At 66.0% G+C, this 23780-nt stretch carries 24 protein-coding genes, 1 pseudogene and 1 riboswitch; of the genes and pseudogenes, 8 read left to right on the forward strand and 17 right to left on the reverse strand.

Translation table 11 applies throughout. The features are described from left to right. The first annotated feature begins 206 nt into the window (after positions 1-206). From leuA to metE, 5 genes are all read left to right on the forward strand, one after another. Complete coding sequence (gene leuA, locus LH19_RS12370; RefSeq protein ID WP_082395635.1) at positions 207-1871, forward strand: 2-isopropylmalate synthase; 1665 nt, start codon at positions 207-209, stop codon at positions 1869-1871. A gap of 126 nt (positions 1872-1997) precedes the next feature. Beyond that, positions 1998-2630, forward strand: a complete 633-nt coding sequence (locus LH19_RS12375) for a hypothetical protein (RefSeq protein ID WP_054728322.1) — start codon at positions 1998-2000, stop codon at positions 2628-2630. Positions 2631-2709: 79 nt separating this feature from the next. Continuing rightward, entirely contained in the window at positions 2710-3261 is a 552-nt protein-coding gene (locus tag LH19_RS12380) for a GNAT family N-acetyltransferase (RefSeq protein ID WP_054728324.1), read from the forward strand. Positions 3262-3365: 104 nt separating this feature from the next. Next, on the forward strand, positions 3366-3932 hold the full coding sequence (locus tag LH19_RS12385) for a hypothetical protein (RefSeq protein WP_054728326.1): 567 nt from the start codon (positions 3366-3368) through the stop codon (positions 3930-3932). A gap of 60 nt (positions 3933-3992) precedes the next feature. Then, positions 3993-4197, forward strand: a riboswitch (cobalamin riboswitch). A 119-nt stretch (positions 4198-4316) separates the two neighbouring features. Next, positions 4317-6641 carry a 5-methyltetrahydropteroyltriglutamate--homocysteine S-methyltransferase gene (gene metE / locus LH19_RS12390; RefSeq protein ID WP_054728328.1) on the forward strand — a complete coding sequence of 775 codons (2325 nt, stop codon included), beginning with the start codon at positions 4317-4319 and terminating at the stop codon, positions 6639-6641. 31 nt (positions 6642-6672) lie between these two features. Here the strand turns inward: metE and LH19_RS12395 are convergent, their stop codons facing one another. The 5 genes and pseudogenes from LH19_RS12395 to LH19_RS12415 all read right to left on the reverse strand — a co-directional run bounded on the left by LH19_RS12395 (position 6673) and on the right by LH19_RS12415 (position 11462). Beyond that, positions 6673-7779 (reverse strand): choice-of-anchor A family protein, encoded by a 1107-nt coding sequence (locus LH19_RS12395; RefSeq protein ID WP_054733469.1) that lies wholly within the window; start codon positions 7777-7779, stop codon positions 6673-6675. Between the two features lie 157 nt (positions 7780-7936). After that, a complete protein-coding gene (locus tag LH19_RS12400; protein ID WP_054728330.1) occupies positions 7937-8608 on the reverse strand; it encodes a DUF6445 family protein in 672 nt (223 codons plus the stop codon). Further along, positions 8608-9879, reverse strand: coding sequence for an RNA polymerase sigma factor (locus LH19_RS12405; RefSeq protein WP_054733472.1), 1272 nt, complete (start codon positions 9877-9879; stop codon positions 8608-8610). The genes LH19_RS12400 and LH19_RS12405 overlap by 1 nt, the downstream gene beginning before the upstream one ends. Before the next feature lie 135 nt (positions 9880-10014). Continuing rightward, positions 10015-10365: pseudogene (locus LH19_RS12410) on the reverse strand (YciI family protein); the annotation flags it as partial. Positions 10366-10457: 92 nt separating this feature from the next. Beyond that, a complete protein-coding gene (locus LH19_RS12415; protein WP_054728332.1) occupies positions 10458-11462 on the reverse strand; it encodes a GlxA family transcriptional regulator in 1005 nt (334 codons plus the stop codon). A gap of 131 nt (positions 11463-11593) precedes the next feature. On the opposite strand from LH19_RS12415, the gene LH19_RS12420 reads away from it, so the two are divergent. Then, positions 11594-12421 (forward strand): alpha/beta fold hydrolase, encoded by an 828-nt coding sequence (locus tag LH19_RS12420; protein ID WP_054728334.1) that lies wholly within the window; start codon positions 11594-11596, stop codon positions 12419-12421. 54 nt (positions 12422-12475) lie between these two features. Then, entirely contained in the window at positions 12476-12970 is a 495-nt protein-coding gene (locus tag LH19_RS12425; protein ID WP_054728336.1) for a hypothetical protein, read from the forward strand. Between the two features lie 45 nt (positions 12971-13015). Here the strand turns inward: LH19_RS12425 and LH19_RS12430 are convergent, their stop codons facing one another. The 10 genes from LH19_RS12430 to ccmC all read right to left on the reverse strand — a co-directional run bounded on the left by LH19_RS12430 (position 13016) and on the right by ccmC (position 21367). Beyond that, the gene (locus LH19_RS12430) at positions 13016-13483 is read right to left on the reverse strand and encodes an AHH domain-containing protein (protein WP_054728338.1); all 468 of its coding nucleotides are present in this window, start codon (positions 13481-13483) and stop codon (positions 13016-13018) included. Positions 13484-13491: 8 nt separating this feature from the next. After that, positions 13492-14325 carry a hypothetical protein gene (locus LH19_RS29025; protein ID WP_062912882.1) on the reverse strand — a complete coding sequence of 278 codons (834 nt, stop codon included), beginning with the start codon at positions 14323-14325 and terminating at the stop codon, positions 13492-13494. Positions 14326-14452: 127 nt separating this feature from the next. Further along, a complete protein-coding gene (locus LH19_RS12440; protein ID WP_054728342.1) occupies positions 14453-16414 on the reverse strand; it encodes a potassium transporter Kup in 1962 nt (653 codons plus the stop codon). Positions 16415-16458: 44 nt separating this feature from the next. Next, positions 16459-17109: a tetratricopeptide repeat protein gene (locus tag LH19_RS12445; RefSeq protein ID WP_054728345.1), complete on the reverse strand. Its 651-nt coding sequence runs from the start codon at positions 17107-17109 to the stop codon at positions 16459-16461. Further along, positions 17106-17531 (reverse strand): cytochrome c-type biogenesis protein, encoded by a 426-nt coding sequence (locus LH19_RS12450; RefSeq protein ID WP_054733476.1) that lies wholly within the window; start codon positions 17529-17531, stop codon positions 17106-17108. Before LH19_RS12450 ends, LH19_RS12445 begins: the two co-directional genes overlap by 4 nt. A 2-nt stretch (positions 17532-17533) precedes the next feature. Then, positions 17534-18064 (reverse strand): DsbE family thiol:disulfide interchange protein, encoded by a 531-nt coding sequence (locus tag LH19_RS12455; protein ID WP_054728347.1) that lies wholly within the window; start codon positions 18062-18064, stop codon positions 17534-17536. Beyond that, entirely contained in the window at positions 18061-20031 is a 1971-nt protein-coding gene (locus LH19_RS12460; protein ID WP_054728350.1) for a heme lyase CcmF/NrfE family subunit, read from the reverse strand. The genes LH19_RS12455 and LH19_RS12460 overlap by 4 nt, the downstream gene beginning before the upstream one ends. Continuing rightward, the gene (gene ccmE / locus LH19_RS12465) at positions 20028-20465 is read right to left on the reverse strand and encodes a cytochrome c maturation protein CcmE (protein WP_054728352.1); all 438 of its coding nucleotides are present in this window, start codon (positions 20463-20465) and stop codon (positions 20028-20030) included. Before ccmE ends, LH19_RS12460 begins: the two co-directional genes overlap by 4 nt. Continuing rightward, complete coding sequence (locus tag LH19_RS29030) at positions 20462-20617, reverse strand: hypothetical protein (protein WP_167346276.1); 156 nt, start codon at positions 20615-20617, stop codon at positions 20462-20464. The genes ccmE and LH19_RS29030 overlap by 4 nt, the downstream gene beginning before the upstream one ends. A 3-nt stretch (positions 20618-20620) precedes the next feature. Continuing rightward, complete coding sequence (gene ccmC, locus LH19_RS12470) at positions 20621-21367, reverse strand: heme ABC transporter permease CcmC (protein ID WP_054728353.1); 747 nt, start codon at positions 21365-21367, stop codon at positions 20621-20623. A gap of 230 nt (positions 21368-21597) precedes the next feature. On the opposite strand from ccmC, the gene LH19_RS12475 reads away from it, so the two are divergent. Then, positions 21598-22203, forward strand: coding sequence for a hypothetical protein (locus LH19_RS12475; protein ID WP_145923378.1), 606 nt, complete (start codon positions 21598-21600; stop codon positions 22201-22203). Between the two features lie 29 nt (positions 22204-22232). On the opposite strand, the gene LH19_RS12480 is transcribed toward LH19_RS12475, so the two are convergent. Together LH19_RS12480 and LH19_RS12485 are read right to left on the reverse strand one after the other, a co-directional pair. After that, complete coding sequence (locus LH19_RS12480; RefSeq protein WP_054728357.1) at positions 22233-22586, reverse strand: YbaN family protein; 354 nt, start codon at positions 22584-22586, stop codon at positions 22233-22235. A 50-nt stretch (positions 22587-22636) separates the two neighbouring features. Then, positions 22637-23689, reverse strand: a complete 1053-nt coding sequence (locus tag LH19_RS12485; protein WP_054728360.1) for a Glu/Leu/Phe/Val family dehydrogenase — start codon at positions 23687-23689, stop codon at positions 22637-22639. Positions 23690-23780 lie beyond the last annotated feature (91 nt).

A 23780-nucleotide genomic window follows, 5' to 3' on the forward strand; every position in this document is an offset into this window, starting at 1 on the left:
CATTCGCGGTCCGGCGACATTTTTGGTCTTCCCCCTTGCCAAGCGCGACATTTTGAACCAATAGCGTCGCCATGCGCTCCGACGCCCTTCTTCTTCTGCGACTTACACGCCCTTGGGCGTGACACTGGCTGCGCGCTAGTCGCGGCCACCCGCTCAAGGGTCCGATCGACAAGCACCGCAACCGACAGCAGAAGAAGACCACACCCATGCCCATGCTCCGCGACCCCTCGGTCAAGTATAACGCCTTCCCGCAGGTTCCCTTGGCGAACCGCGAATGGCCCGGCCGCGTCACCACCAGCGCGCCGATCTGGCTCTCCACCGACATGCGCGACGGCAACCAGTCGCTGATCGACCCGATGGATGCCGAGAAAAAGGCGCGCTTCTTCGACCTGCTCGTCCGCTGCGGGTTCAAGGAGATCGAGGTCGGCTTCCCCAGCGCCGGTGCGACCGAATTCGACTTCATCTCGGGCCTCGTGAAGAACGGCCGCATCCCGGGCGACGTCACCCCGCAGGTGCTGACCCAGTCGCGCGCCGACCTCATCCGCACCAGCTTCGACAGCCTCGAAGGCGCCAAAACCGCGATCGTCCACGTCTATAACGCGGTCAGCCCCGCCTGGCGCAAGATCGTCTTCGGCATGGACATGCCCGCGATCAAGCAGATCGCGATCGAGGGCGCGAAGCAGCTTCGCGACAATGCCGCGCGCCTGCCCGGCACCGACTGGCGCTTCGAATATAGCCCCGAAACCTTCTCGACCGCCGAGCTCGATTTCAGCATCGCCTGCTGCGAAGCGGTGATGGAGATCCTCCAGCCGACGGTCGACAAGCCGATCATCCTCAACCTCCCCGCGACGGTCGAGGCATCGACGGCGAACATCTACGCCGACCAGATCGAATATTTCTGCAAGAACCTCCCGAACCGCGACCGCGCGATCATCTCCCTGCACACCCACAACGACCGCGGCACCGGCGTCGCGGCGGCCGAGCTCGGCCTGCTCGCGGGCGCGGACCGCGTCGAGGGCTGCCTGTTCGGCAATGGCGAGCGCACCGGCAACACCTGCCTCGTCACCATCGCGCTCAACATGTACACGCAGGGCGTCGACCCCGAACTCGACTTCTCGAACATCGACGAGGTCATCCAGACGGTCGAATATTGCAACCAGCTCCCCGTCCACCCGCGCCACCCCTATGGCGGCGAGCTCGTCTACACCGCCTTCTCGGGCAGCCATCAGGACGCGATCAAGAAAGGCTTCGCCGCGCGCGAGCGCCAGAATGACGAACGCTGGGAGGTCCCCTATCTGCCCATCGACCCCGCCGACCTCGGCCGCAGCTACGAAGCGGTGATCCGCGTCAACAGCCAGTCGGGCAAGGGCGGCGTCGCATGGGTGCTCGAACAGGACAAGGGCCTGAAACTGCCCAAGAAGATGCAGGCAAGCTTCAGCCACACCGTCCAGGCGCTTGCCGACCAGACGAGCCGCGAACTCGGCGCCGAGGACATCTGGCAAGCCTTCGAGGGCGCCTACCTCACCACCGAAGCCAAGCGCTTCCAGCTCGTCGACTGGTCCGAAACGCACTCGGGCGCCGACCGCATCTTCGCCGGCAAGCTCACCATCGACGGCACCCCGCGCAGCGTCAGCGGCCGCGGCAACGGCCTGATGTCGAGCGTCATCGCGGCCTTGAGCGAAAGCGGCGGCCCGGTGATGGACATCGTCGATTACAGCGAGCACGCGATCGGCCAGGGCAGCAATGTGCAGGCCGCGGCGTATGTGGAGTGCCGCACGGCGGACGGGAAAAGCCTGTTCGGCTGCGGCCTCGACACCGACGTTGCGACGGCGAGCGTGCGGGCGATCCTTTCAGCCGCCAACGGCGCGTAAAACGCCGCCCCTCCACCGCTTCGCGGTCCCCCTCCCCATGCCTGCGGCACAGGGAGGAAAACGGAGGCAGGCGAATGGCTCACCGGCCTTGGCAAGTTGTTAAAACCCCGCGTCTAATGTCGGAACATGACCGCGCGCAGCCAAACAATCGAACAGGAAAGAGCCTCCCTTCTGTCGCGCTTTCGCCGCGACCCGGCGGGGCTCGTCTATTCGCGCGTGCCGGGCGGCGAGGGACGGCTGGTCAGCGAGGACGAGGCGACGGCGCTGCTCGTCGAATTCGAGCTGATGGCGGGTCGCCACGGCCGCCGCTTTTCCCATACGGTGTGGGCGGCGGTCCTCGGCGTTCCGCTCTTTGCCATACTCGCCGCCACCCTGAACCCGCTGTTCAGCCTGCTGGCAATCCCCGCACTTGTCGGCTGGTTTTTCGTCGCGGTCGTCCAGCGGCTGAAGCGCGCCCGCTTCGTCGCCGGCATCTGGGCGGGGCTCGACCGCAACCCGCCGGTGCGCGCGCTCTCGCGCGCCGAAAAGCTGGCGCGCGGCTTTGCTCTTCCGTGGTCGCAGACCGCACTCATCTTCGGCGTCATCATACCCCTTGCCTTTTTCATCAAGATACCCGCGTCCGCCCTGCCCCGACCCTGGGGCGACTGGCAGATGGCGGCGATCGCCCTTCTGTTCGCCGTCGCGATTGCGATGCTGGTCGGGCGCGGAATCTGGCTCTGGCGACGCCGCATCGCCGGGCGAACGAGCGGCGGCCGATAATCGCCGCTTTTCCCAACCCCCAGCATTTCTGGGCCTTGCGGGCGCTGGACGCCGCCACTGTCGGGCTTATACCGGCGCCATGCTGACTCACCGCCTCGCCACCCCCGCCGACCTCGACGCGCTGCGCGCAGTGATGGCGCGCGCCATCGCCGAGTTGCAGCAGGGCTTTCTGGACCCCGCGCAGATCGCCGCCAGCCGCGCGGTGATGGGGCTCGATACGCAGTTGATCGCCGACGGCACCTATTTCGTCATCGAGGAAGCGGGCGCGGGCGGGGTGAAGATCGCGGGCTGCGGCGGCTGGTCGCATCGCGCGACGCTCTATGGCGGCGACCACAGCAAGGATTTGCGCGATCCGGCGCCGCTCGACCCCGCGGTCGACGCGGCGCGCATCCGCGCCATGTACACCCACCCCGACTTCACCCGCCGCGGGGTCGGACGGATGATCATGACGCTGTGCGAGGACGCCGCGCGCGCCGCGGGCTTTCGCCGCGCCGAGATGATGGCGACGCTGTCGGGCGAGCCGCTGTACCGCGCCTGCGGCTATACCCCGATCGAGCATGTCGACACCCCGGGCGCCGACGGCGTCGCGGTGCCGATGATCCGCATGGGGAAGGATATTGCGCGCGGCTGAACCCGTCCGCCGCAGCGCGCCCACGCCTGACCGGATCGCCGTATCGCCCGCCGCCGCTTTGGCGTTAGGCGCGGTGGCAGGGGTTGGCTGATGGAGTAAGCATCGTGAACGCATATACGCCCCCCGCCGCGGGCGCCCGCCCCGCCGTGCCGGTCGATCCGGCGAATCCGGACGCGGCCGGGATGTTCTGGGGCCTGCAATATTGCCGCGCCGGCATGTTGTCGCTCACCCGCCTCGAACTGGCGATGGAAAGCGGCGACCGGCAACGGATCATCGAGGCGATCGACCGCCTCCACGCCCTCGACGGCGAGATCGAGCGCACCGTCGCCGCGCTGCCCGTCCCCGCTGCGCCCGACCCGGCGCGCGCCGCGATCGAGGAATATCTGGGGCGCGAGAAGATGGCGGTGGCGTTCGAAAAGCTCGTCCTCGCCAGCGGGATCAGCGGCCCCGGCATCGCCTCGCCCGCCGGACGTCCGCCGCGCCCGCATGCCCCCGCCGCCGCGGTGCCCGCACACCCCGACGCCGGCGCCGACGCCCTCTGGCCGGCGCTCGAAGACGCCCCGCCCTTTGCCGCGCGGCCCGCCGGATTCCTCGCCGAATGTGGCGCGAAAGCGGCGATCCTGCTTGCCATCGTCGCGGCGACGGGGGCGACGCTGGCGGTGGCATTGTAGGAGCAGAAACACGATATAAAGAAATCTTTATATGTGACTTGACAGCGAAGAGCGACAGGCTATGCTTCAGCCTGTCGAGGTTCTCCGCGTCCGCTTTGCGGGCAAGGAGCTAAGACGGGAAGCCGGTGCAAAACCGGCGCTGCCCCCGCAACTGTAAGCGGTGAGCGGCGGTCGCTACGTGTCACTGGTCCGGCAAGGGACCGGGAAGGCCAGACCGCCGCGTCGATCCGTGAGCCAGGAGACCTGCCTCGTCAGATACGTCCTCCGGCGGGGTGTCCGGTCAGGCCGCATGCACGCCTGTGCCGGCCCCGCCTTGCTTTGGGGTGCGCTTGTCCGTGCCTGCCCGTCTGACCGGCGCCTTGCCCCTTGCAAGGTGTTTGAACAATGACTGTCCGCGTCGCCACCCTCGGCTTTCCCCGCATCGGCCCCCGCCGCGAGCTCAAGCATGCCCTCGAAAGCTATTGGGCCGGCAAATCGTCGCTCGCCGACCTCCGCACCGCCGCCGCCGGCCTCCGCGCTTCGGCCTGGGCCCGGCAAAAGGCGCTCGGCGCCGACATCCTGCCGTCGAACGACTTCTCGCTCTACGACCATGTCCTCGACACCAGCGCCCTGATCGGCGCCGTGCCGCGCCGCTACGACTGGGACGGCGAGACGGTCGACCCCGACCTCTATTTCGCCATGGCCCGCGGTTCGCAGGCCGATGCCGGCCACGCTGGCTGCGCCCATGCCGCCGCCGACACCACGGCGATGGAAATGACCAAATGGTTCGACACCAACTATCATTTCCTTGTCCCCGAGCTCACCGCCGGACAGACGTTCCGCATCGCCTCGACCAAGATTTTCGACGAATTTGCGGAAGCGAAGGCGCTCGGTTACCCGACGCGGCCCGTCCTTCTCGGTCCGGTCAGCTATCTGATGCTCGCCAAGGGCAAGGCGGTCGAACCGCTGGCGCTGCTGCCCCAGCTTCTCGACACCTACGCCGAAATCCTTGGTCGTCTGGCCGGTGCCGGTGCCGAATGGGTGCAGATCGACGAGCCTTGCCTTGTCCTCGACCTGACCGACGAGCAGCGCACCGCCTTCGAACGGGCCTATGCCCGCCTCGCGACCAGCGGGCCGAAACTGATGCTGACCACTTACTTTGGCGGTCTCGACGACAATCTCGACCTTGCCGCCGCACTACCGGTCCACGGCCTTCATCTCGACCTCGTCCGGGCTCCCGGCCAGCTCGAACCGGCGCTGAAGAAGCTGCCGGAGCACGTCCTGCTGTCGCTCGGCGTCATCGATGGCCGCAACGTCTGGCGCGCCAATCTTCCCGACCTTTACTGGCGCCTCAGGGACCTCGCAGGCCAGCGCGACCTCATCCTCGCGCCCAGTTGTTCGCTTCTTCACGTCCCGGTCGATCTCGCACTCGAAACCGCGCTCGATCCCGAAATCGCCCAATGGCTGAGCTTCGCGGCGCAGAAGATCGAGGAGCTGGCGGCGCTCGCCAAGGCGCTGAACGAAGGCGAAGACGCCAGCTTCGCCGCCTTTTCGGCATCGCGGATCGCCGCGGTCGCCCGCCAGACCTCGCCGAAGATCCACGACCCCGCGGTCGCGGCGCGCCTTGCCGCACTCGACGAAGGCGCCGCGCGGCGCGCCTCGCCTTTCGCCGCCCGCCGTGACGTCCAGCAAGCGCGCCTTTCCCTGCCAGCCTATCCGACGACCACCATCGGCTCCTTCCCGCAGACCGCCGAGGTGCGGAAAGCCCGCGCCGCGCATCTCAAGGGCGAGATCGACGACACGGCCTACGCCCAATATCTCCGCGTCGAAACGCGCGCCGCCATCCAGTGGCAGGAGGAAATCGGCCTCGACGTCCTCGTCCACGGTGAGTTCGAGCGTAACGACATGGTGCAATATTTCGGCGAGCAGCTTGCCGGTTTCGCCTTCACCCGTGCCGGCTGGGTCCAAAGCTATGGCTCACGCTGCGTCCGCCCGCCGATCCTCTATGGCGACGTCTCGCGCCCCGCGCCGATGACCGTCGAATGGTGGCGCTATGCGCAGGAGCAGACCGAGCGGCCGATGAAGGGTATGCTCACCGGTCCGGTTACCATCCTCAACTGGTCGTTCGTCCGCGACGACCAGCCGCGGGAAACGAGCTGTCGGCAGATCGCACTGGCGATCCGCGACGAGGTGCAGGATCTCGAAGCGGCCGGCGCCGCGATCATCCAGATCGACGAGGCGGCGCTCCGTGAAGGCCTGCCGCTTCGCCGCGGCGAGTGGCAGCATTACCTCGACTGGGCAGTCGAAAGCTTCCGCATCGCCGCATCGGGCGTCCGCGACGACACACAGATCCACACCCACATGTGTTATTCGGAATTCAACGACATTATCCGCGCCATCGGGGCGATGGATGCCGACGTCATCTCGATCGAGACCGCAAGATCGCAGATGGAATTACTAGGCGCCTTCGCCACCTATGCCTATCCGAACGAGGTGGGGCCGGGGGTCTACGACATCCACTCGCCGCGCATCCCGGCGGTTAGCGAGATGGCCGATCTCCTTACGCTCGCTGGCAAGCATGTTCCGGCGCAGCAAATCTGGGTCAATCCCGATTGCGGGCTCAAGACGCGCAAATGGGACGAAGTACGCCCGGCACTGATCGCGATGGTCGCGGCAGCGCAGGAGATGCGCGCCAAAGTATCGGCAAGGGAAATCGCCGGGGCCGAATAGGCCCGGTTAGGCGGCGGCGCTCGACCGCCGCCTATTCACCGCCCTGTTTCGCACGGCGACGGCGCATGTAGAGCAGCCCGCCGACGCCGAGCGCGAACAGACCGAACATGCCCGGTTCAGGTACCGATACGGCGCCACCCGAACTTGTGCCGCCACCCGACGACGTACCGCCGCTCGACGTCGTGCCACCCGACGAAGTGCCGCCGCTCGGCGGGCTGACATAACCGCCCTTGAACGTCCCGATATGCATTTCGCCATTCTGGGTCAGGTTACCGAACACTGCCGATCCCTGAATGTAATTGCGAATCTCGGCATCGGCGAGCGGCGCCAGCACCGACCCGCCCCATGCCGTCGACTGTTTGAGGCTCTCGGCCTCGGGGAAGTTCCAGATGACATGTTCGCCGAGGTTGTTGGTGCCACCGAGGAAATTGTCATTGAGGTTGATCGTCCGGCCGCTGACGTTGACGATCGCCGTGTCGGCGCCGTTCAGATTGAACTGGATCTCGCCGATCTTGTCGAGGTCGGCAGCGCTGATGTTGAACACCGCCATGCCCTTCGCATCGGGCTGCGCGGTAAAGGTACCACGGTTGCCCTGAATCGTCAGTTGGCTGTTCGTTTTCAGCGTCCCCATCTCGTAGGACAGGCTGTTCAGGCTCCCCGACAGCCGCGTCTTGTCCTGTTGCAGATTGACGCCGAACGCCGGATTGCTGGCGTTGATATTCGACAGCACCGTATTCTGGTTGACGTTGGTGTTGCTGATCGTTCCGCCGACCTTCACCGTCTGGTTCGGGCCGTTGAGGTTGAAACCGCTCGACACATTGCCGCCGACGATGGCGCCCGATCCGTTGTTGAGGTTCTTGTGACTGCCGGTGACGTTGCCGACGACGGTCAGCCCCGGCTGACCGTTCGCCGACGTCGTCGCGCGGATGCCATAGTTCGACGAATTGCCCGACAGGTTGCCGCCGACGAAAGTGCGCCCCTCGACCTCGGACGAGCTGTTGAGGTCGCCAAGGACGACGAGGTTCCATTCGCGGAGCGCATCGATGCCGCTGATCTGGCTGCTCTGCCCCAAGGCGGGAACGGCAAGCGCCGCCGCGACAAGCGCGGCGGGAAGCAGAGAACGGGAGGATAAAGCCATGTAAATCATATCCATAAATGGTTGAAGGAGGAATCGCCGGCGCCCATAAGCGCTTTGCCGTTTACTATACACCGGAGTGCGACAGACCGTTGTCCCGTTGTGGAACAGCCCGCATTTGGTGTCGATGGAGCGTGGCAATCGGGCGCCGCAATGTGCCCTATCCGCCGATCGAGAAGAAAGCCGTGATGGTGAGGCGTCCACTGCGTGGATCCCCCGACAAGGTCGCGTCGGCTGCGATAGCGCCGCTATGGAGGTTCGTGCTGCGATAGAGGAGCGCACGGTTGTAGCGAGCTTCGACACTGCGAACGCATTCGAATAGCGGCGTGTCGCCGACGATGTAGGCGGCCGGCGGCGGCCCTGCATGCCGCAACTCGGTCTCGAGATGACGAAAGAAGAGATCGCGGCGCTGTTCGTCGACGGTTTCAAACCGCGTCGCCCGGTGGCGGAAGAAAGCGGTACCGTCGCTCGCCGCCGGGGAAAGATAGTGGATCAGCGCGATCCGGTCGGCGGTGAAAGCATCGATATGCGGCAACCGCTGCGCGATGGTCAGCGCCTCGACCGGCGTCGAAACGATTGAAAAGCTCGCGTCGATCACGCTGATCGACCCAGTGCGGCCGAACGCCTGTCGCACCGCCGCCTCGATCGCAGGCAATTGCGCCGACAGATAATCGCCCGGAAGCGCGGCGCGGATTCCCGGATAGTGATTCAGTGCGGGCGCAAACGCGGCGACCCGCGCCTGTTCGCGCAACGCATCGGGGTCGGCTGCGAAATCGTCGAGAATGACGAGCGGCTGCGCTTCGGCACCGATCGTCTCGAACGTCGCCCGCATCAGCGGTCGGCCGCCGAGCAGGCCGTGGCCCGCGCAAGCAGGAAAGCACGCTCGCGCTCGTTCGCCGAAAGCTCGGCTGCGGTCTCGAACTGCGCCTTCGCTTCCTCGAATCGCCCGGCGCGGAGCAGGAAGTCGCCACGGGCAGCAGGCAGCGGCGCATAGTTTCGGAGCAGCGCTGCGTCGGCAATTTCATCTACCAGACGCAAGCCCACTTCGGGACCGAACGCCATGCTATGCGCCACCGCACGATTGAGCTCGACCACCGGCGAGGGCATCACCCCTCGCAGCCGGTCATAGAGCGCAGCAATGCGCGTCCAGTCGGTATCTTCCGCCCGCCGGGCCCGCGCATGACACGCCGCCAGCGCGGCCTGCAAGGCATAGGGCCCTTCGGCGCCTTCCAATGCTTCGGCCCGCGCGAGTGCATTCAGCCCGCGGCGGATCAACAACTGGTCCCAGCGCGCCCGGTTTTGCTCGGTCAGCGGTACGAAAGCGCCATCGGGCCCGGCACGCGCCGTCAGCCGCGACGCCTGAATCTCCATCAGCGCGAGCAATCCCCAAACTTCGGGCTCATCGGGCATCAATCCGGCAACTATGCGCCCCAGCCGCTGCGCCTCGGCGCAGAGCGGCGGGCGAACCAGCGAAGATCCCGCAGTCGCCGCATAGCCCTCGTTGAAGATCAGGTAGATGACCTCGAGCACCGATCCCAGCCGCGCCGTCAGTTCGGCACCGCGCGGCACTTCGAACCCGACTCCCGCCTTGGCGATTGCTTTCTTGGCCCGGGTGATCCGCGCCGCGATCGCCGCTTCGTTCGACAGGAAGGCGCGGGCAATCTCCTCGACGGTTAGTCCGCCGACAAGCCGCAAGGTCAGCGCGGCGCGTGCGTCGGGTGAAATCACCGGATGGCAGGCGGCAAAGATCAGGCCGAGCAGTTCGTCGCCGAGCGGATCGTCCAGCGCCGCCTCGACCGCTTCTGCGCTCATGTCGCGTTCCCCGTCTAGTTCACGGGCGATTTCGGCATGCTTCCGATCCTGCATCGCGCCACGCCGGATGCCGTCGATCGCGCGTCGCTTGGCCGTTGCGACAAGCCAGGCGCCCGGCTTGTCCGGAACCCCCGATTTCGGCCATTCGGTCAGCGCGGCGAGGAGAGCCTCCTGCGCCAGTTCCTCGGCGCGGTCGACGTCTCTCGTCATCCGGGCAAGCGCGGCGATCAGCCGCGCCCGCTCGATCCGGAACACGGCCTCGATCGCACGATGGGTTTCGCCAGCTGCCATGCCCGCCTTCTCGGCGAAGAGCGCCGGGGAGGCAAGCACGGCGGCGGGCATCGATTATTGACTGCCGAGCTTGTCGCGCAACGCCTGTTCGCGTTCCGCGAGCTCGGGCGTCATCGCGTCGCCAAAATCCTCCATTTCGTAGAAGGGACGGATCTCGAGCTCGCTCGGCCCGGGCATCGGGTTCGGGCAGCGCTTCGCCCAAGCGACCGCCTCGTCCATATCCTTGACCTCCCAGACCCAATAGCCGGCGACCAGTTCACGCGTTTCCGCAAACGGTCCGTCGATCACCGTCCGGCTCGCGCCATCGAAGGCGATCCGCTTGCCCGCCGACGAAGGCTTGAGCCCGTCGCCGTCGACCATCACGCCGGCGTTCACCAGTTCCTCGTTGAACTTGCCCATCGCCTCGAACATCTCGGTCATGTCCTCGGTGGGCAGCAGGCCCTTTTCGCTGTCCTCGGTCGCCTTGACGAAAACCATCACACGCATCGTTCAACTCCTCTTTGTCCGGCCATGATCGGCCTCGTATCAGGACGACGAACGAGCCGCCGCAAAATCGACACGCAGGTGAAAATATTTTCTCAGGCAACTTCGGCCAGCGGCTGCGGCACCGCAAAACGCTGGCGATATTCGTTCGGCGACAGCCCGGTAATGCGGTGGAACAGCTTGCGGAACGCCGCCGCATCCTCATAGCCGACGCTCCACGCGATCTGGTCGACGGTACGCCTGGTGAATTCCAGCAGTTCGCGCGCCTTGCCGACGCGGATGTGCTGGACATATTCGACCGGGGTCATCGCGGTAGCCGCCTTGAACCGGCGCTGGAAGGTCCGCTCTTCCAACCCGGCCTCGCGCGCCATGTCGCCGACGCCGTTCACCCGGCCCTCCTTCGACTGCAGCCAGTGCTGCACCTTCAGAATCGCCTCATCGCCATGTGTCAGCTTGGGCGCAAAGCTCGCGTAATTCCTCTGCTCGCGTCCTGCGGGGTCGATCAGGAGGAAGCGCGCGGTCTCCATCATCACCGATGGCCCGAGCAATCGCTCGACGATACGCAGGCCTAGGTCGGTCCACGCCATCAGCCCGCCCGCGGTGACGATGTCTCCGTCGTCGATCACCATCCGGTCGGCTTCCAGCCGCACATCGGGAAAGCGCGCCTTGAACTCCTCGGCGAAATACCAATGCGTTGTCGCGGGCCGCCCCGCGAGCAGCCCGGTCGCGGCGAGCGCAAAGGCGCCGCCGCAATTCGACGCCAGCACCGCCCCCTGTGCATGCCGGTCGAGCAGCCAGCGCGCATAGGGTGCGACCTCCTCGGCCTCCAGCAGCTTGTGGAGGCTTCCCGGCGCGATCAGCACCGCGGGCGAATTGCCCGCCGGTTCGCCGGGATGGCTGTCGTAACAGCGCGCAAAGCCCCCGCCGTCCCGCAATCGCCAATGGCTGACGCGAACCGGCGCCCGGCCGTGGTCGACCGCAAAACGGCCGGCGATGTCGAACAGGTCGGTGATGCCGTGGACCATGCCGGTCTGGCAGTCGGGGTAGAGCATCAGGCCGACTTCGACGAGCGGAGCCGGATGTTGGCGAAGTTGCCGCATAGCGTGAAGCACCTTTGTCGGAATCAGCCCGCATAATGTCGTATCCGCCAATCCCGCGCAAGGTCCCGCCGGCCTATCTCCTGTTTCACCGGACGGACATCCCGCCCCCTCGAAACGAAAGGAACCACAACATGACCACGATCACCACCAACGACGGCACGCGCATCTTCTACAAGGACTGGGGTCCGAAGGATGGCCAGCCGATCGTCTTCTCGCACGGCTGGCCGCTCAGCGCCGACGCCTGGGACGCGCAGATGGTCTTCTTTGCCAACCAGGGCTTCCGCACCATCGCCCACGACCGCCGCAGCCATGGCCGGTCGGACCAGGTCTGGGAAAATAACAATATGGACCAATATGCCGACGATCTCGGCGAATTGATCGAACGGCTCGACCTGAAAGACGTCATCCTCGTCGGCCACTCGACGGGCGGCGGCGAAGTCACCCGCTATATCGGCCGCCACGGCACGCGCCGGATCGCAAAGGTTGCCCTGATCGGCGCCGTCCCGCCGCTGATGCTGAAGACCGAAGCCAATCCGGACGGCCTGCCGATCGACGTCTTCGACGGTATCCGCAAGGGCACCTTCGACAACCGGCCGCAGTTCTTCAAGGACCTGACGCTCCCCTTCTATGGCTATAACCGCGAGGGCGCCGAGGTGTCGGAAGCGGTCCGCGACGAATTCGTGCGGCAGGGCATGAACGGCGGTCTCAAGGGCCTGCTGGACAGCATCCGCGCCTTTTCGGAAAGCGACTTCAACGAAGATCTGAAGAAGTTCGATGTCCCGACGCTGGTGCTCCACGGCGGCGACGACCAGATCGTCCCGATCGGCGCATCGGCGCTCTCGACGGTCAAGATCGTCAAGCAGGCGGTGCTGAAGGTCTATGAAGGCGGTAGCCACGGCCTCACCGTAACCGAACAGGACCGGTTCAACGCCGACCTCCTCGACTTCATCAACAATTGAACCGGACAGGGGCGCGGCGGCGCGGCCGCCGCCCCCGAACAGGGAGTAAAGACAATGATCCTCGGCCTTACCATCCCGCAGTTCACCGCGCTCCACGTCGCGATCAGCCTCGTCGGCATCGGCGCGGGCCTTGTCGCTCTTCCCGCCTTTGCCCGCGGACGCCCGCTGTCGCGTACAACCGGCATCTTCCTGTGGGCGACCTTGCTGACCAGCCTGTCGGGGTTCCTGTTCCCGATCGTCGCCTTCACCCCGGCGCTTGGCGTGGGTATCCTCTCGACGCTGATCCTCGCTCTCGCCTTCCACGCCTATTATGGCCGCAAGCTCGCCGGCCGCGCCGCCACGGTCTATGCGGTGACCGCCACCCTCGCCCTCTACCTCAACCTGTTCGTGCTGGTGGTACAGTCGTTCCTGAAACTTCCCGCACTGAACGCGCTCGCGCCGACCGGAACCGAACCGCCGTTCCTCGCCGCGCAAGGCGCCCTCCTCGTCGCGGCGGCGCTGTTCGGCGCCATCGCCGTCAGGGCAACGCGCCATCGCGCCGCGGCCTGACATTCCGGGCCCGGCGCAAGGGCGGCCGTACAGGCCGCCCTTGTCCTATCCGCCGAACAGCCGGTCGATCGCTTCGTCGAGATAGGGGCGGTCGGCGAACAGCCGCATCGGGTCGCGCCGGTTCAGCCAGAAGCCGGCCCGGTGCCGATCGGTGAGCGCCCGCCGCATCACATCCTGCAACAGCCGCAAGCGCATCGATGCGGTGCGCCGTGCGGTGCCGGAATCGATCGTGATCTGCGATGCGAAATGCACCCGGATCCGCTCGACCCGGGCGGCAACGACATCGCTGTAACCATGATGCGGCCCACGATGCAGCGCGTGCCCGAGCTGGAGCGCCGCGGGCTCGCATGCCGGCAGGATGAGGCCGTTAAGGGCGAAATGCTGGAGCGCGAAACCTTCGGACTGCAACTGGTCGAACATCGCCGCCATCTGCGGACGCCGCAGCAGCGCGATCGGAATGAGGTGATGGCGCTGGAAGCCCGCGCGCGGCGACGGCGCTCCTTGCCATCCCAATCGCTGCCTCAAAGATCGCCGCCAAATTCGACCCGCACGGGGCTTGGCATACCCGTATCGGGCGGCGGCGACAGATGCACCCACTCGCCGGGATCGAGACCGCGCATCCGGCGGCTCTCCCGAACAGGGCCGTTGAGCATCATGTCGAGCGACAGCCGCGCAAGCCGCCGGACCATCTCCGCCACAGTCCATCCCTTTGGAATCCGCCCTTCAAGTTCCTGCTGAGCGAACAGGGCCAGCCCGCGCGTGCCGACAAAATCGACGCCTTCGGCCTCGTGCCGCCGAAAAGCGACGAGATGCAATATGGGCGGCATCCCGCTGATCAGCATTTCGGCGACCGACGCCCGAAACTGCGGCGCATCGGACCACAGCCGCGCGGGCGACCAGAAAAAATGGCTGGCGTCGAACAGGTCGATCAACAGCACCATCATCTTGAAAAACTCGCGCATCTGCATCGTCTGCTCGTGCGCGCCGTGCCCGTCTTCATCGGGCACGAACATCCAGCACTGCCCGCTTTCGCGCCAGCCCTGCGGCAGGCTCGCCGCGAGCAGGCTTGTCGCCGGATCCGCCGGGTCGACCAGCGCCAGCGCCGCATCCGACGCCCGCCCGGCCAGCATCGATTCGCGTCCGAAACGCAGACGGAACAACGGCGGCGCGATCCGCTCCATCATGTCGGCGCGGTCGCTGTCCGCACGCTCGGGCCGCAGCCCCATATGGCGGAGCGAGGTTTCCAGCGACACATCCGAAGCGCCGCGCATCGATGGTCCGATGATCAACGCAAAGGGTTCCGGCGGAACCGGCAAGATGGGCGCATTGCTGTTGCCGGCATCCATGGTGCGCATCGACCTTCTTAGGGTCAGGACCCCGAGACCCCCGCTTGCATTGCAAGACTTGCGGCAATGTTCAAACGCTTATTATGCGGCGCTGCGGCTTATTGCGTCCGTTCCGGAACGGTCGTCCCAACGCGGGTCAGATCGCGACCTGGCTTCCCAGTTCGACGACGCGGTTCGTGGGCAGGCGGAAATATTCCATCGCGCTTTCCGAATTGCGCAGCATCCATGCGAACAATTTTTCGCGCCAGATCGGCATGCCGGGCGTGCTCGCGGCGATAAGGGTTTGCCGCGACAGGAAGAAACTCGTCTCGATCATCTTGAACTCGGCGCCGCAGCCGGTGACGCGTTTCAGCGCCTCGGGCACGTCGACCGGCTGCATGAAGCCGTAATTGAGGATCAGGCGGTGAAAGCCCTGCCCCAGATCATCGAGCGCACAATGATTCTCCTCGCGCACGAAGGGCACGTCGGCGATTTTGATCGTCAACAGGATGATGCGTTCGTGCAGCACCTTGTTGTGCTTCAGATTATGGAGCAGCGCGTGCGGCACGCCGTCGGCCGAGGACGTCATGAACACCGCCGTCCCCGGCACCCGCGTTGCGCTATTCGCGGCCGATTTGACGAAGACCGGGATCGGCATCGCCCCCTCGGCCATTTCCTTCTGCATCAGCTTACGTCCGCGCGACCAGGTCGTGAGCAGGGTGAAGATGGTGAGGCCGATTGCCAGCGGCACCCAGCCGCCGTCGGGCACCTTGATCAGGTTCGCGCCGAAATAGGCAATATCGACGATGAAGAAGACGGCAAGGATCGGCACCGCTTTCCACGCCGGCCAGCGCCACAGGCTGAACAGCACGACGCTCATCAGGCAGGTATCGATGAACATCGCGCCGGTCACCGCGATGCCATAAGCCGCCGCGAGGTTGCTCGACGATCCGAAGAACAGGACGAGCAGGATGACCATCACCATCAGACCCCAGTTGACCATCGGGATATAGATCTGCCCCGCCGCCGATGCACTGGTGTGTTCGACGCGCAGGCGCGGAATGAAGCCGAGCTGGATCGCCTGCTGGGTCAGCGAAAAGGCGCCCGAGATCACCGCCTGGCTCGCGATGATCGTCGCGAGCAGCGCGAGGATGACGATCGGCACGCGCCAGGCGTCGGGCATCATCAGGAAGAAGGGGTCCTGGATCAGCCCGAGCCGCGGCCCCATCTCGGCCTCGAGCACCATCGCGCCCTGCCCCATGTAATTGAGCATCAGCGCTGGGAGGACGAAGCATAGCCAGCTCAGCCCGATCGGCTTGCGCCCGAAATGCCCCATGTCGGCGTAGAGCGCCTCGGCGCCCGTCACCGCGAGCACCACCGCGCCGAGCGCGATGAAGGCGGTGAAGCCGTCGACATAGAAGAATTTCAGCGCGTTGAGCGGATTGAGCGTCGCGAGGATGATCGATGGATGGTCGACGATGTGCATGATGCCGAGCACCGCCAGCATCAGGAAATAGCACAGCATGATCGGGCCGAAGAGTGCCCCGACCTTCGCCGTCCCGCGCGACTGGATCGCGAACAGGCCGATCAGGATCGTCAGCGCGATCGGCACGATATAAGGATCGAAGCCCTTGTTGATGTAGCTTAGCCCCTCGGTCGCCGAGAGCACCGACATCGCCGGGGTGATCATGCTGTCGCCGTAAAACAGAGCGGTCGCGAACACCCCGAGCAGGATGATCGGCCAGGTCCAGCGCTTTTCGCCCGACGAGCGGCTGATCAGCGCGAGGAGCGCGAGGCTGCCTCCCTCGCCCTTGTTGTCGGCCTTCATGATCGTCAGCACATATTTGAAGGTGACGACGAGCATCATCGACCAGAAGACGAGGCTCAGCACGCCATAGATGTGGAGCCGGTCGGCATCGATTGAATGATGCCCCGCAAACGTCTCGCGAAACGCGTAAAGCGGGCTGGTGCCGATGTCGCCGAAGACGACGCCGACCGCGCCGATGGCGAGCTTCAGCTTGCCATCGCCTTGGTGTCCGTGGCCGTGATGGCCCGTATCGGCGGCAGCCGGAGCGGTGCTTTCGGCCCCGCCTGCTGCCTGTTGCGACTCAGCAGTCATCGCGCGCCTTTAGACGAGCCGGGGGCAATGGAATAGCACCCAAATCACGGCTCGGCCGGCGCTGGCGGCAGAGGCTGCGGTCCCAGCGCCTGCCGGAGCTGCGCCAGCCGCATCTCCAGATCCGGCCGCCACGGCGCATCGGCGGGACTGCGCGCGAGCAACTGGCTCCACACCGCTTCTGCGCCTTTGAGGTCGCCGCCTTGCGCGAGCGCGAGCCCGGCGAAAAACGGCGGCGCAGGGTGCGACGGATCGCGCCGCGCCGCTTCGTCGAACGCCAGCGCCGCGGCGGGCGACATCATCCCGCCGCTATGCGCGGCGAGCGCGTTGCCGAGTGCGACCCACAGGTCGACATTGTCGGGATATTTCTCCAGCCCCTTTTCGAGCGTCTTCGCCGCAAGCTCGGTCTTGCCGGTGCGCGCGAAGCCGTCGGACATGCCGAGCCACTGCGCCGCCGGGCCGAAGCGGTCGGCCATTCCCTGCCGCTGGTCGGTAATCGCCTCGCCGAACCCTTCGGGCTCCTCCGCCGCCGCGACCGGCTTGCCGGGGAGCGACGGGCTTCCCTCCAGCGCATAGCCGGCGAGCCCCAGCATCACCGCGGCGCCCGCAAGCGGCCGTGCCGCGGCGGGCAGCTTGCCGAGCCACAACATCCCGCCGATGGTCAGCGCCGCGGCGAGCATGATCCACAGCCAGATCATGCCCCGCCCTCCTCTTCGCTTTCGCCGCGGCGGAAGCGGCCGAAGGCAAGCCAGCCGCCGAGCGCGAGGAAGGCCAGCGGCCCGAGCCAGAGCAGCGCGGTCGCGCTGTCGAACGGCGGATCGTAGCTCACCCAGTTGCCATAGCGCGCGACGAGCCATTTCTTGATCTCGGCGGGGCTTTCGCCCGCGGCGATCTTGCTCCGCACCTCGTGCCGCATGTCGCCGGCGAGCGGCGCATCGGAATCGGCGATCGACTGGCCCTGACAGACGAGGCAGCGCAGTTCCTCCATCAGCGCTTTCGCGCGCGCTTCCTTCGCCGGATCGTTGAGCTGCTGATAGGCATAGGGCGCGGGCGGCAGCCGGTCCTGCGCCGCCAGCGGCGCCGCCAACGCGCCAAGCAGGCAAAGGAAGGCGAACCGCAGCCTCACTTCATCGCCTCGAGCTTCGCGACGATCTCGGGCACCTGATCGGCGAGAATCACGCCCTGTATCTGTTCGCGGATGATCCCCTTGCCGTCGATCAGGAAGGTTTCGGGGACCCCCGACGATCCCAGCGCAATCTGGACGCTCGACTGCATATCCGATCCGATGCGGTCGAACGGATTGCCGAATTCGTTCAGGAACGCCGCGACATCCTCGGGCCGGTCGCGGATCGCGATGCCGTCGATCGGTACGCCGGCTGCCTTCAGCGCCTCGAGCTGCGGCGCCTCGGCACGGCACGGGATGCACCAGCTCGCGAACACATTGACCAGCCGCGGCCGGCCGTCGGCAAGCTCGCTGCTCTTGAGGCCCTCGACCCCCGCCGTCGCCGGCGGCAGGTCGAAGAGCGGCATCGGCTTGTCGATCCATTGCGACTGGATCAGCGTCTCGGCGGGCGTCACCAGCCGGTAGATGAAGGCGCCGAACAGCAGCCCCATGATCGCCAGCGGCACGAACAGGACCCAGCGGTTCTTCATGGCGCAAATCGCTCCTGTGCCTTGCGGGTGCGGCGGGTGCGCCAGATCGCCAGCAACTGCGCGCGCCCGAGCATCGACAGCGCAGCCCCGACCGCGATCAGCGCGCCGCCGAGCCAGATCCACCAGACCAGCGGCTTCCACCACAGGCGGAGCTGATAGCGGTCGGCGGTCCCGTCATCGCTCGGTACCGGCTGGCCGAGCACGGCGTAGAGCTGTCCGCCCGGTCGCGTCAGCAACGCGGCTTCGTTGGTTTCGGTCGGTGCGGTCCCCATCAGGCCGGGGAAAGTCCGCGCCTCGGGCCGCAGCATGAAGGATTGCCCCGACGGCGTCGTCGCGATCAGCGTGCCCTCGATCGCAGTATAGTTGGGTCCGGCAATCGGCTTCACCCCGACGAACTTCACCGCGAAATCGTCGACCTTCACCACATCGCCCGGCGCCGCGGCGACCAGCCGTTCCTTGATGAAAGCGCTTTCGGCGCCCATCCCGGCGAGGCAGACGGCGACGCCGAAATGCGCGATCACCATGCCCCAGGTCGGCAGCGGCGTGCGGCGGAGGTTACGGCCCCACAGCGGCGCGAGGCTCGCGACCGCGACAATGCCCGCCACCGTCATGCCGAGCAGCGGCAATATGCCGACCTTGCCGCCGAACAGGATCAGCGCGAACAGCACCGCCGCCCCGGCGAAAATCGCCAGCGGCAGGCGCGACCAGAGCTTCTTGCCGTCGTCCTTGCGCCATGCGAGCAGCGGCCCCGCGACCATGACGAGGCAAAGGATCAGCGCCAGCGGCCCGGCCACGCGGTTATAATAGGGCGGCCCGACCGAAATCTTCTCGCCCATCGCCTCGGCGACGATCGGATAGAGCGTGCCGAGCAGGACCAGCGCAAGGATCGTCGTCAGCAACAGATTGTTGATCACCAGCGAGCCCTCCCGGCTCAGCAGCGCAAATTTCTTGCCCTCGGCAACGCTCCCGGCGCGCAGCGCGAACAGGGTGAGCGCGCCGCCGATATAAACCGCCATCAACACGAGCAGGAAGGTGCCCCGCTCGGGGTCGACGGCGAAGCTGTGGACGCTGGTCAGCAGCCCCGAGCGGACGATGAAGGTGCCGACCATCGACATCGAGAAGCCGATCACCGCGAGCATCACCGTCCACGCGCGCAGCGCATTGCGCGTCGCCGTCACCGCCACCGAATGAAGCAGGGCCGCGCCCGCGAGCCACGGCACCAGCGAGACATTCTCGACCGGGTCCCAGAACCACCAGCCGCCCCAGCCGAGCTCATAATAGGCCCAGTAGCTGCCCGCGGTGATGCCGAGGGTCAGGAAAATCCAGCTCCCGAGCACCCACGGGCGCATCGTGCGGGCAAAGGCCGGGCCGATCTCGCGCGTGATCAGCGCGCCGACGGCAAAGCTGAACGCCACCGACAGCCCGACATAACCGACGTAGAGCGTCGGCGGATGGAAGGCGAGACCCGGGTCCTGCAGCAACGGGTTGAGCCCCTGCCCGTCGGGGGGCGCCACGGGCAAGCGTTTGAAGGGGTTCGACGAAAAAATGAGGAAGGCAAAGAAACCGAGGCTCAGCGCCGCCTGTGCCGCCAGCGTCGCGACCAGCGTATCCTCGCGCAGCCTCTTCTCGAAAATCGCGATCAGTGCGCCCGACAGGCCGAGGATCGTCAGCCACAACAGCATCGACCCTTCGTGATTGCCCCAGGTCCCGGCGACCTTGAACAGCATCGGTTTCAGGCTGTTGCTGTTGCGCGCCACCAGTTCGACCGACATGTCGGAACGAACGAACAGCGCGATCAGCAGCGCGAAGGCGACGGCGGTGAGCACCCCCTGCGCCACACTCGCCGGGCGGACGAGCGTCGCAAGATCCTTCGGCCCGCCGCGCAGGAACAACGCGCCGGCGACCAGCGACAGGCAGGCAAGCGCCGCCGCGATCCAGAGCAGGGCAAGACCGAGTTCGGCGATCATGCCTTCGGCGCCGCCTTCATATCCTTGGGCATGTCGCCCATCTGCGGCGGCATATAGCGTTCGTCATGCTTGGCGAGGATGCGGTCGGCGACGAATGTCCCGTCGCCGCGCATTCGGCCGTCGGCGACCATGCCCGATTCCTCGCCGAACAGGTCGGGGACGATCCCCTTATATTCAACCGGCACCGATGCCTTGCCGTCGGTCGCGACGAAACGGATCGTCAGGCCATCGGCCTGCCGGACAATGCTGCCCTTGGCGACCATGCCGCCGAGCCGCATCGCTTCGCCGACCTCGGTCTTGCCGGCCGCGACCTCGACCGGCGTACGGAAATAGGCGGCCTCGTCGCGCAGCGCGCTTGCTGCCAGCACGCCCGCGCCGCCAACCCCGACGAGCGCGACCAGCGCCAGAATCAGTCGCTGATGCTTCGCCTTCACTTGCGGTCCTTTCGCAGCGCGTCGCTGCGTTTCTCGGCCTTCGCCATCGCGCGCCAGCTCGACCACAGGACCGCGCCGGTCAGCAGCGCGGTCAGCGCATAGGCGGCCGCCACATAGGCCCATTGGCCACCCCCGCTGATCACCCCGGTCACGCCCTAGATCCCCTCGTCGTCGGCCAGCCGCCGCAGCCGTGCCGCGACGCGGTTGTCGGCGATGATCCGCCGCATTCGCATCAGCACGATAGCCCCGAATAACAGCGAAAAACCCAGCACGGTCAAGCCCAAAGGCCAGAGCAACGCCCCGTCGATGCTCGAACCGCGCAGCGTGATGCTCGGCCCCTGATGCAGGCTGTTCCACCACACGACGCTGCGGTTGATGATCGGGATGTTGATCGCGCCGACCAGCGCATAGATGGCAGCGCCGCGCGATAGCGTGCCGCCCTGTTTCTGCCCCCCACCTCCATTGGCGTCGCCGCTGGTGAGCGCGATGAAGCCCGCATAGAGAAAGAGCAGGACGAGCATCGAGGTCATCCGCCCGTCCCATTCCCACCAGGTCCCCCATGTCGGCTTGCCCCAGATCGACCCGGTCGCGAGGCAGAGCGCGGTGAACAACATGCCCGGCACCGCAATCGCCCGCGCCGCGATCCCCGCGAGCGGGTGGCGCCAGACAAGCTGGACCAGCCCGGCGATCGCCAGCGAGGTCCAGCCGCCCATGCCGAGCCAGGCCGACGGAACATGGACATACAGAATCCGCGCAGTTTCGCCTTGCTTGTAATCACCCGGAACCTGCGTCAGCCCCGCCCATGCGCCGCCGAGCAGCAGTAACAGGCCGACGCCCAGCAGCCACGGCGTGAGCGGCCGGGCAATCGCCAGAAAACGGGTCGGATTCGCATAAGCGTGCATCGGTTCGCGTCCTTAGGGGAGCCGGGCTTGACGGTCCAGCAATTTGCCCGGCGCGACCCGGCGCCGCTCTTGTCGCTTGCGTGTGGCGGAGCGTCAAGGGTTGGCGTTGCCGGTGCTTCGCCTGTTCGCCGTGCAGCGTCGGAAGAATGGTTTCCGGACCAAGTCCGGAATGACGAACGTCGGAAGGCGACCGATTGAAGACAAGGACCGTCCGTGCGATGATTCCGGTCATGAGCTTCTTCGCTGCCATATTTCAGGTTATCATTCTGTGGTCGTCGTCGGTTCCCGGCACTTCTGGACAGGCCGAATTCATCAGCCCCGAAGATGCGGCTCGGCAAATCACCGAATGTGGCGCGGGAGCGGTCGACATCCGTTATGACGACCTTTTGCAGTCGCATATTCTAACCGTTCACGATGCTACGGAAGGGCAACTTCAATGCATCGAAAAAGCGGCCGGATACTATGATATCGAATTGCCGCCTGAGCTCCAAAAACGATTCAGTGAAATACGGGCGGCAAAATATTCAGCAGTTTATCGAGAGCAGGCTGTCGCCTGGCTATCCAAGAGGGGCCTTCTGAACAAGGTGCCCAAGTATCGCGCCGGGGAAACGAATGAGGCGACATTTGCCCGGGAACTGGAAGCAATTTGTGGCCCTGCCGCCAAAGGAGCTTTGCAATCGCGCTATGGCCCTCGGACCATAAGTCCTGAATGGGTGAAGAAGATGCCGCTACCTTTTAGGCCGCAAGATGCAGAGGCGATGTCTTGCCTGATGGCGGCCGCGTCGGTTGCAGGTTGGGATCTGGGTATTATCGGAAACGAGGCCTTCCCCGAGTAAGTCCCGTTCCCACCCAAGGCCGCCAAAGCTCACCCTTCCGGCCGCGTCCAGATCCAGCTTCCCGTCACCGCCGCCGCGACGACCGGCGCCATCATCCACGGCCAGGGCGCAAAGATCACGGCAAGGACGATGCTGAAGGCGAAGGCGAGCGTCGCCGCGATCTTGCCCTTGCGGCTGATCGCGCCCTTCTCGCGCCAAGCGACGATATGCGGGCCGAAGGTCGGATGGTTCACCAGCCACGCCTCGAGCCGCGGCGACGACCGCGCGAAGCAGAAAGCGGCGAGGATCACGAAGGGTACCGTCGGGAGCAGCGGCAGGACGGCGCCGATCGCTCCCAGAGCGAGCGACAGCCAGCCCGCGACGAAATAGAAATGCCGCTTCATCGCGAAGGGACTTAGGCGCGCCGTCCCGGCACGCCAAGCCCCCGCGTCGCTCATCCCCGCCCGATCAGCTTCTGTGCCATGCGATCGGCGACCACCGAAGCCGGCGTCCCGCTCGCCTTGCTCTCGGCCCAGATTTCGGCCAGCCGGCCGGGAATTTGCGCGATCCGGCTTTCAACCTCTTCGCGGCTCCCCTGGCCCAGATATTCGAGCGCGACGTTGATGATGCCGCCCGCGTTGATCACATAATCGGGGGCGTAGACGATGCCGCGATCGTGAACGCGTTGCCCGTCCTGAGCGGTCGCGAGCTGGTTGTTCGCACCGCCGGCGATGATCGGCACGCGCAGCTTCTCGATGCTCGCCTCGGTCAGGATCGCGCCGAGCGCGTTGGGGCTCAGCACATCGGCCTCGATCTCCATGATCGCTGCCGAATCGGCGAGCTCCGCGCCCAGTTCCTCGGCGAGTTGCTTCGCGCGCGTCAGATTGACGTCAGCAAGGGTCAGCTTCGCGCCCTCGGCCGCCAGCCGCCGCGCGACGCCGCCGCCGACGCTGCCGACGCCCTGGATCGCGATCCGCACGTCCTTGGCGCTGTCGGTGTTCAGCCCCTCGCGAATCGCCGCCTTGATGCCGAGATAGACACCGAGCGCGGTGAAGGGCCCCGGATCGCCGCCCGCATCGGCGCCGCTCGCAACGGGAAGCCCGCTGACATGTTTGGTATGCTTCGCAATCTGGACCATGTCGGCATCGGTGATCCCGACATCTTCGGCAGTGACATAGGCGCCGCCGAGCGATTCGACCGCGCGGCCGAACGCCGCGAGCAGTTCGGGGGTCTTGGCGCCATTCTGATCGGCGAGGATGACGCCCTTGCCGCCGCCCATCGGCAGGCCCGCCATCGCATTCTTGTAGCTCATGCCGCGCGACAGGCGCAGCGCGTCGGTGATTGCCGCGGCGCGCTGCGGATAATGCCAGTAGCGCACGCCGCCGGCACCGGGGCCGAGGTGGGTCGAGTGGACCGCGATGACCGCCGTAAGCCCGCTGTCACGGTCCCGGAACATGTGGATATGTTCATGATCGTCGAAATCGGCGAAATCCCAGACAGCGGACATATTTCATCCTCACGTTAAAAAATTACGTTGAGGCGTAATAATGAAACAGGGGCGACGAGTCACCCCAAAAGCCGCTATGCCTGAAGATAGG

The sequence above is a fragment of the Sphingopyxis macrogoltabida genome, from assembly GCF_001314325.1.
Classification (GTDB): Bacteria; Pseudomonadota; Alphaproteobacteria; order Sphingomonadales; family Sphingomonadaceae; genus Sphingopyxis; species Sphingopyxis macrogoltabida.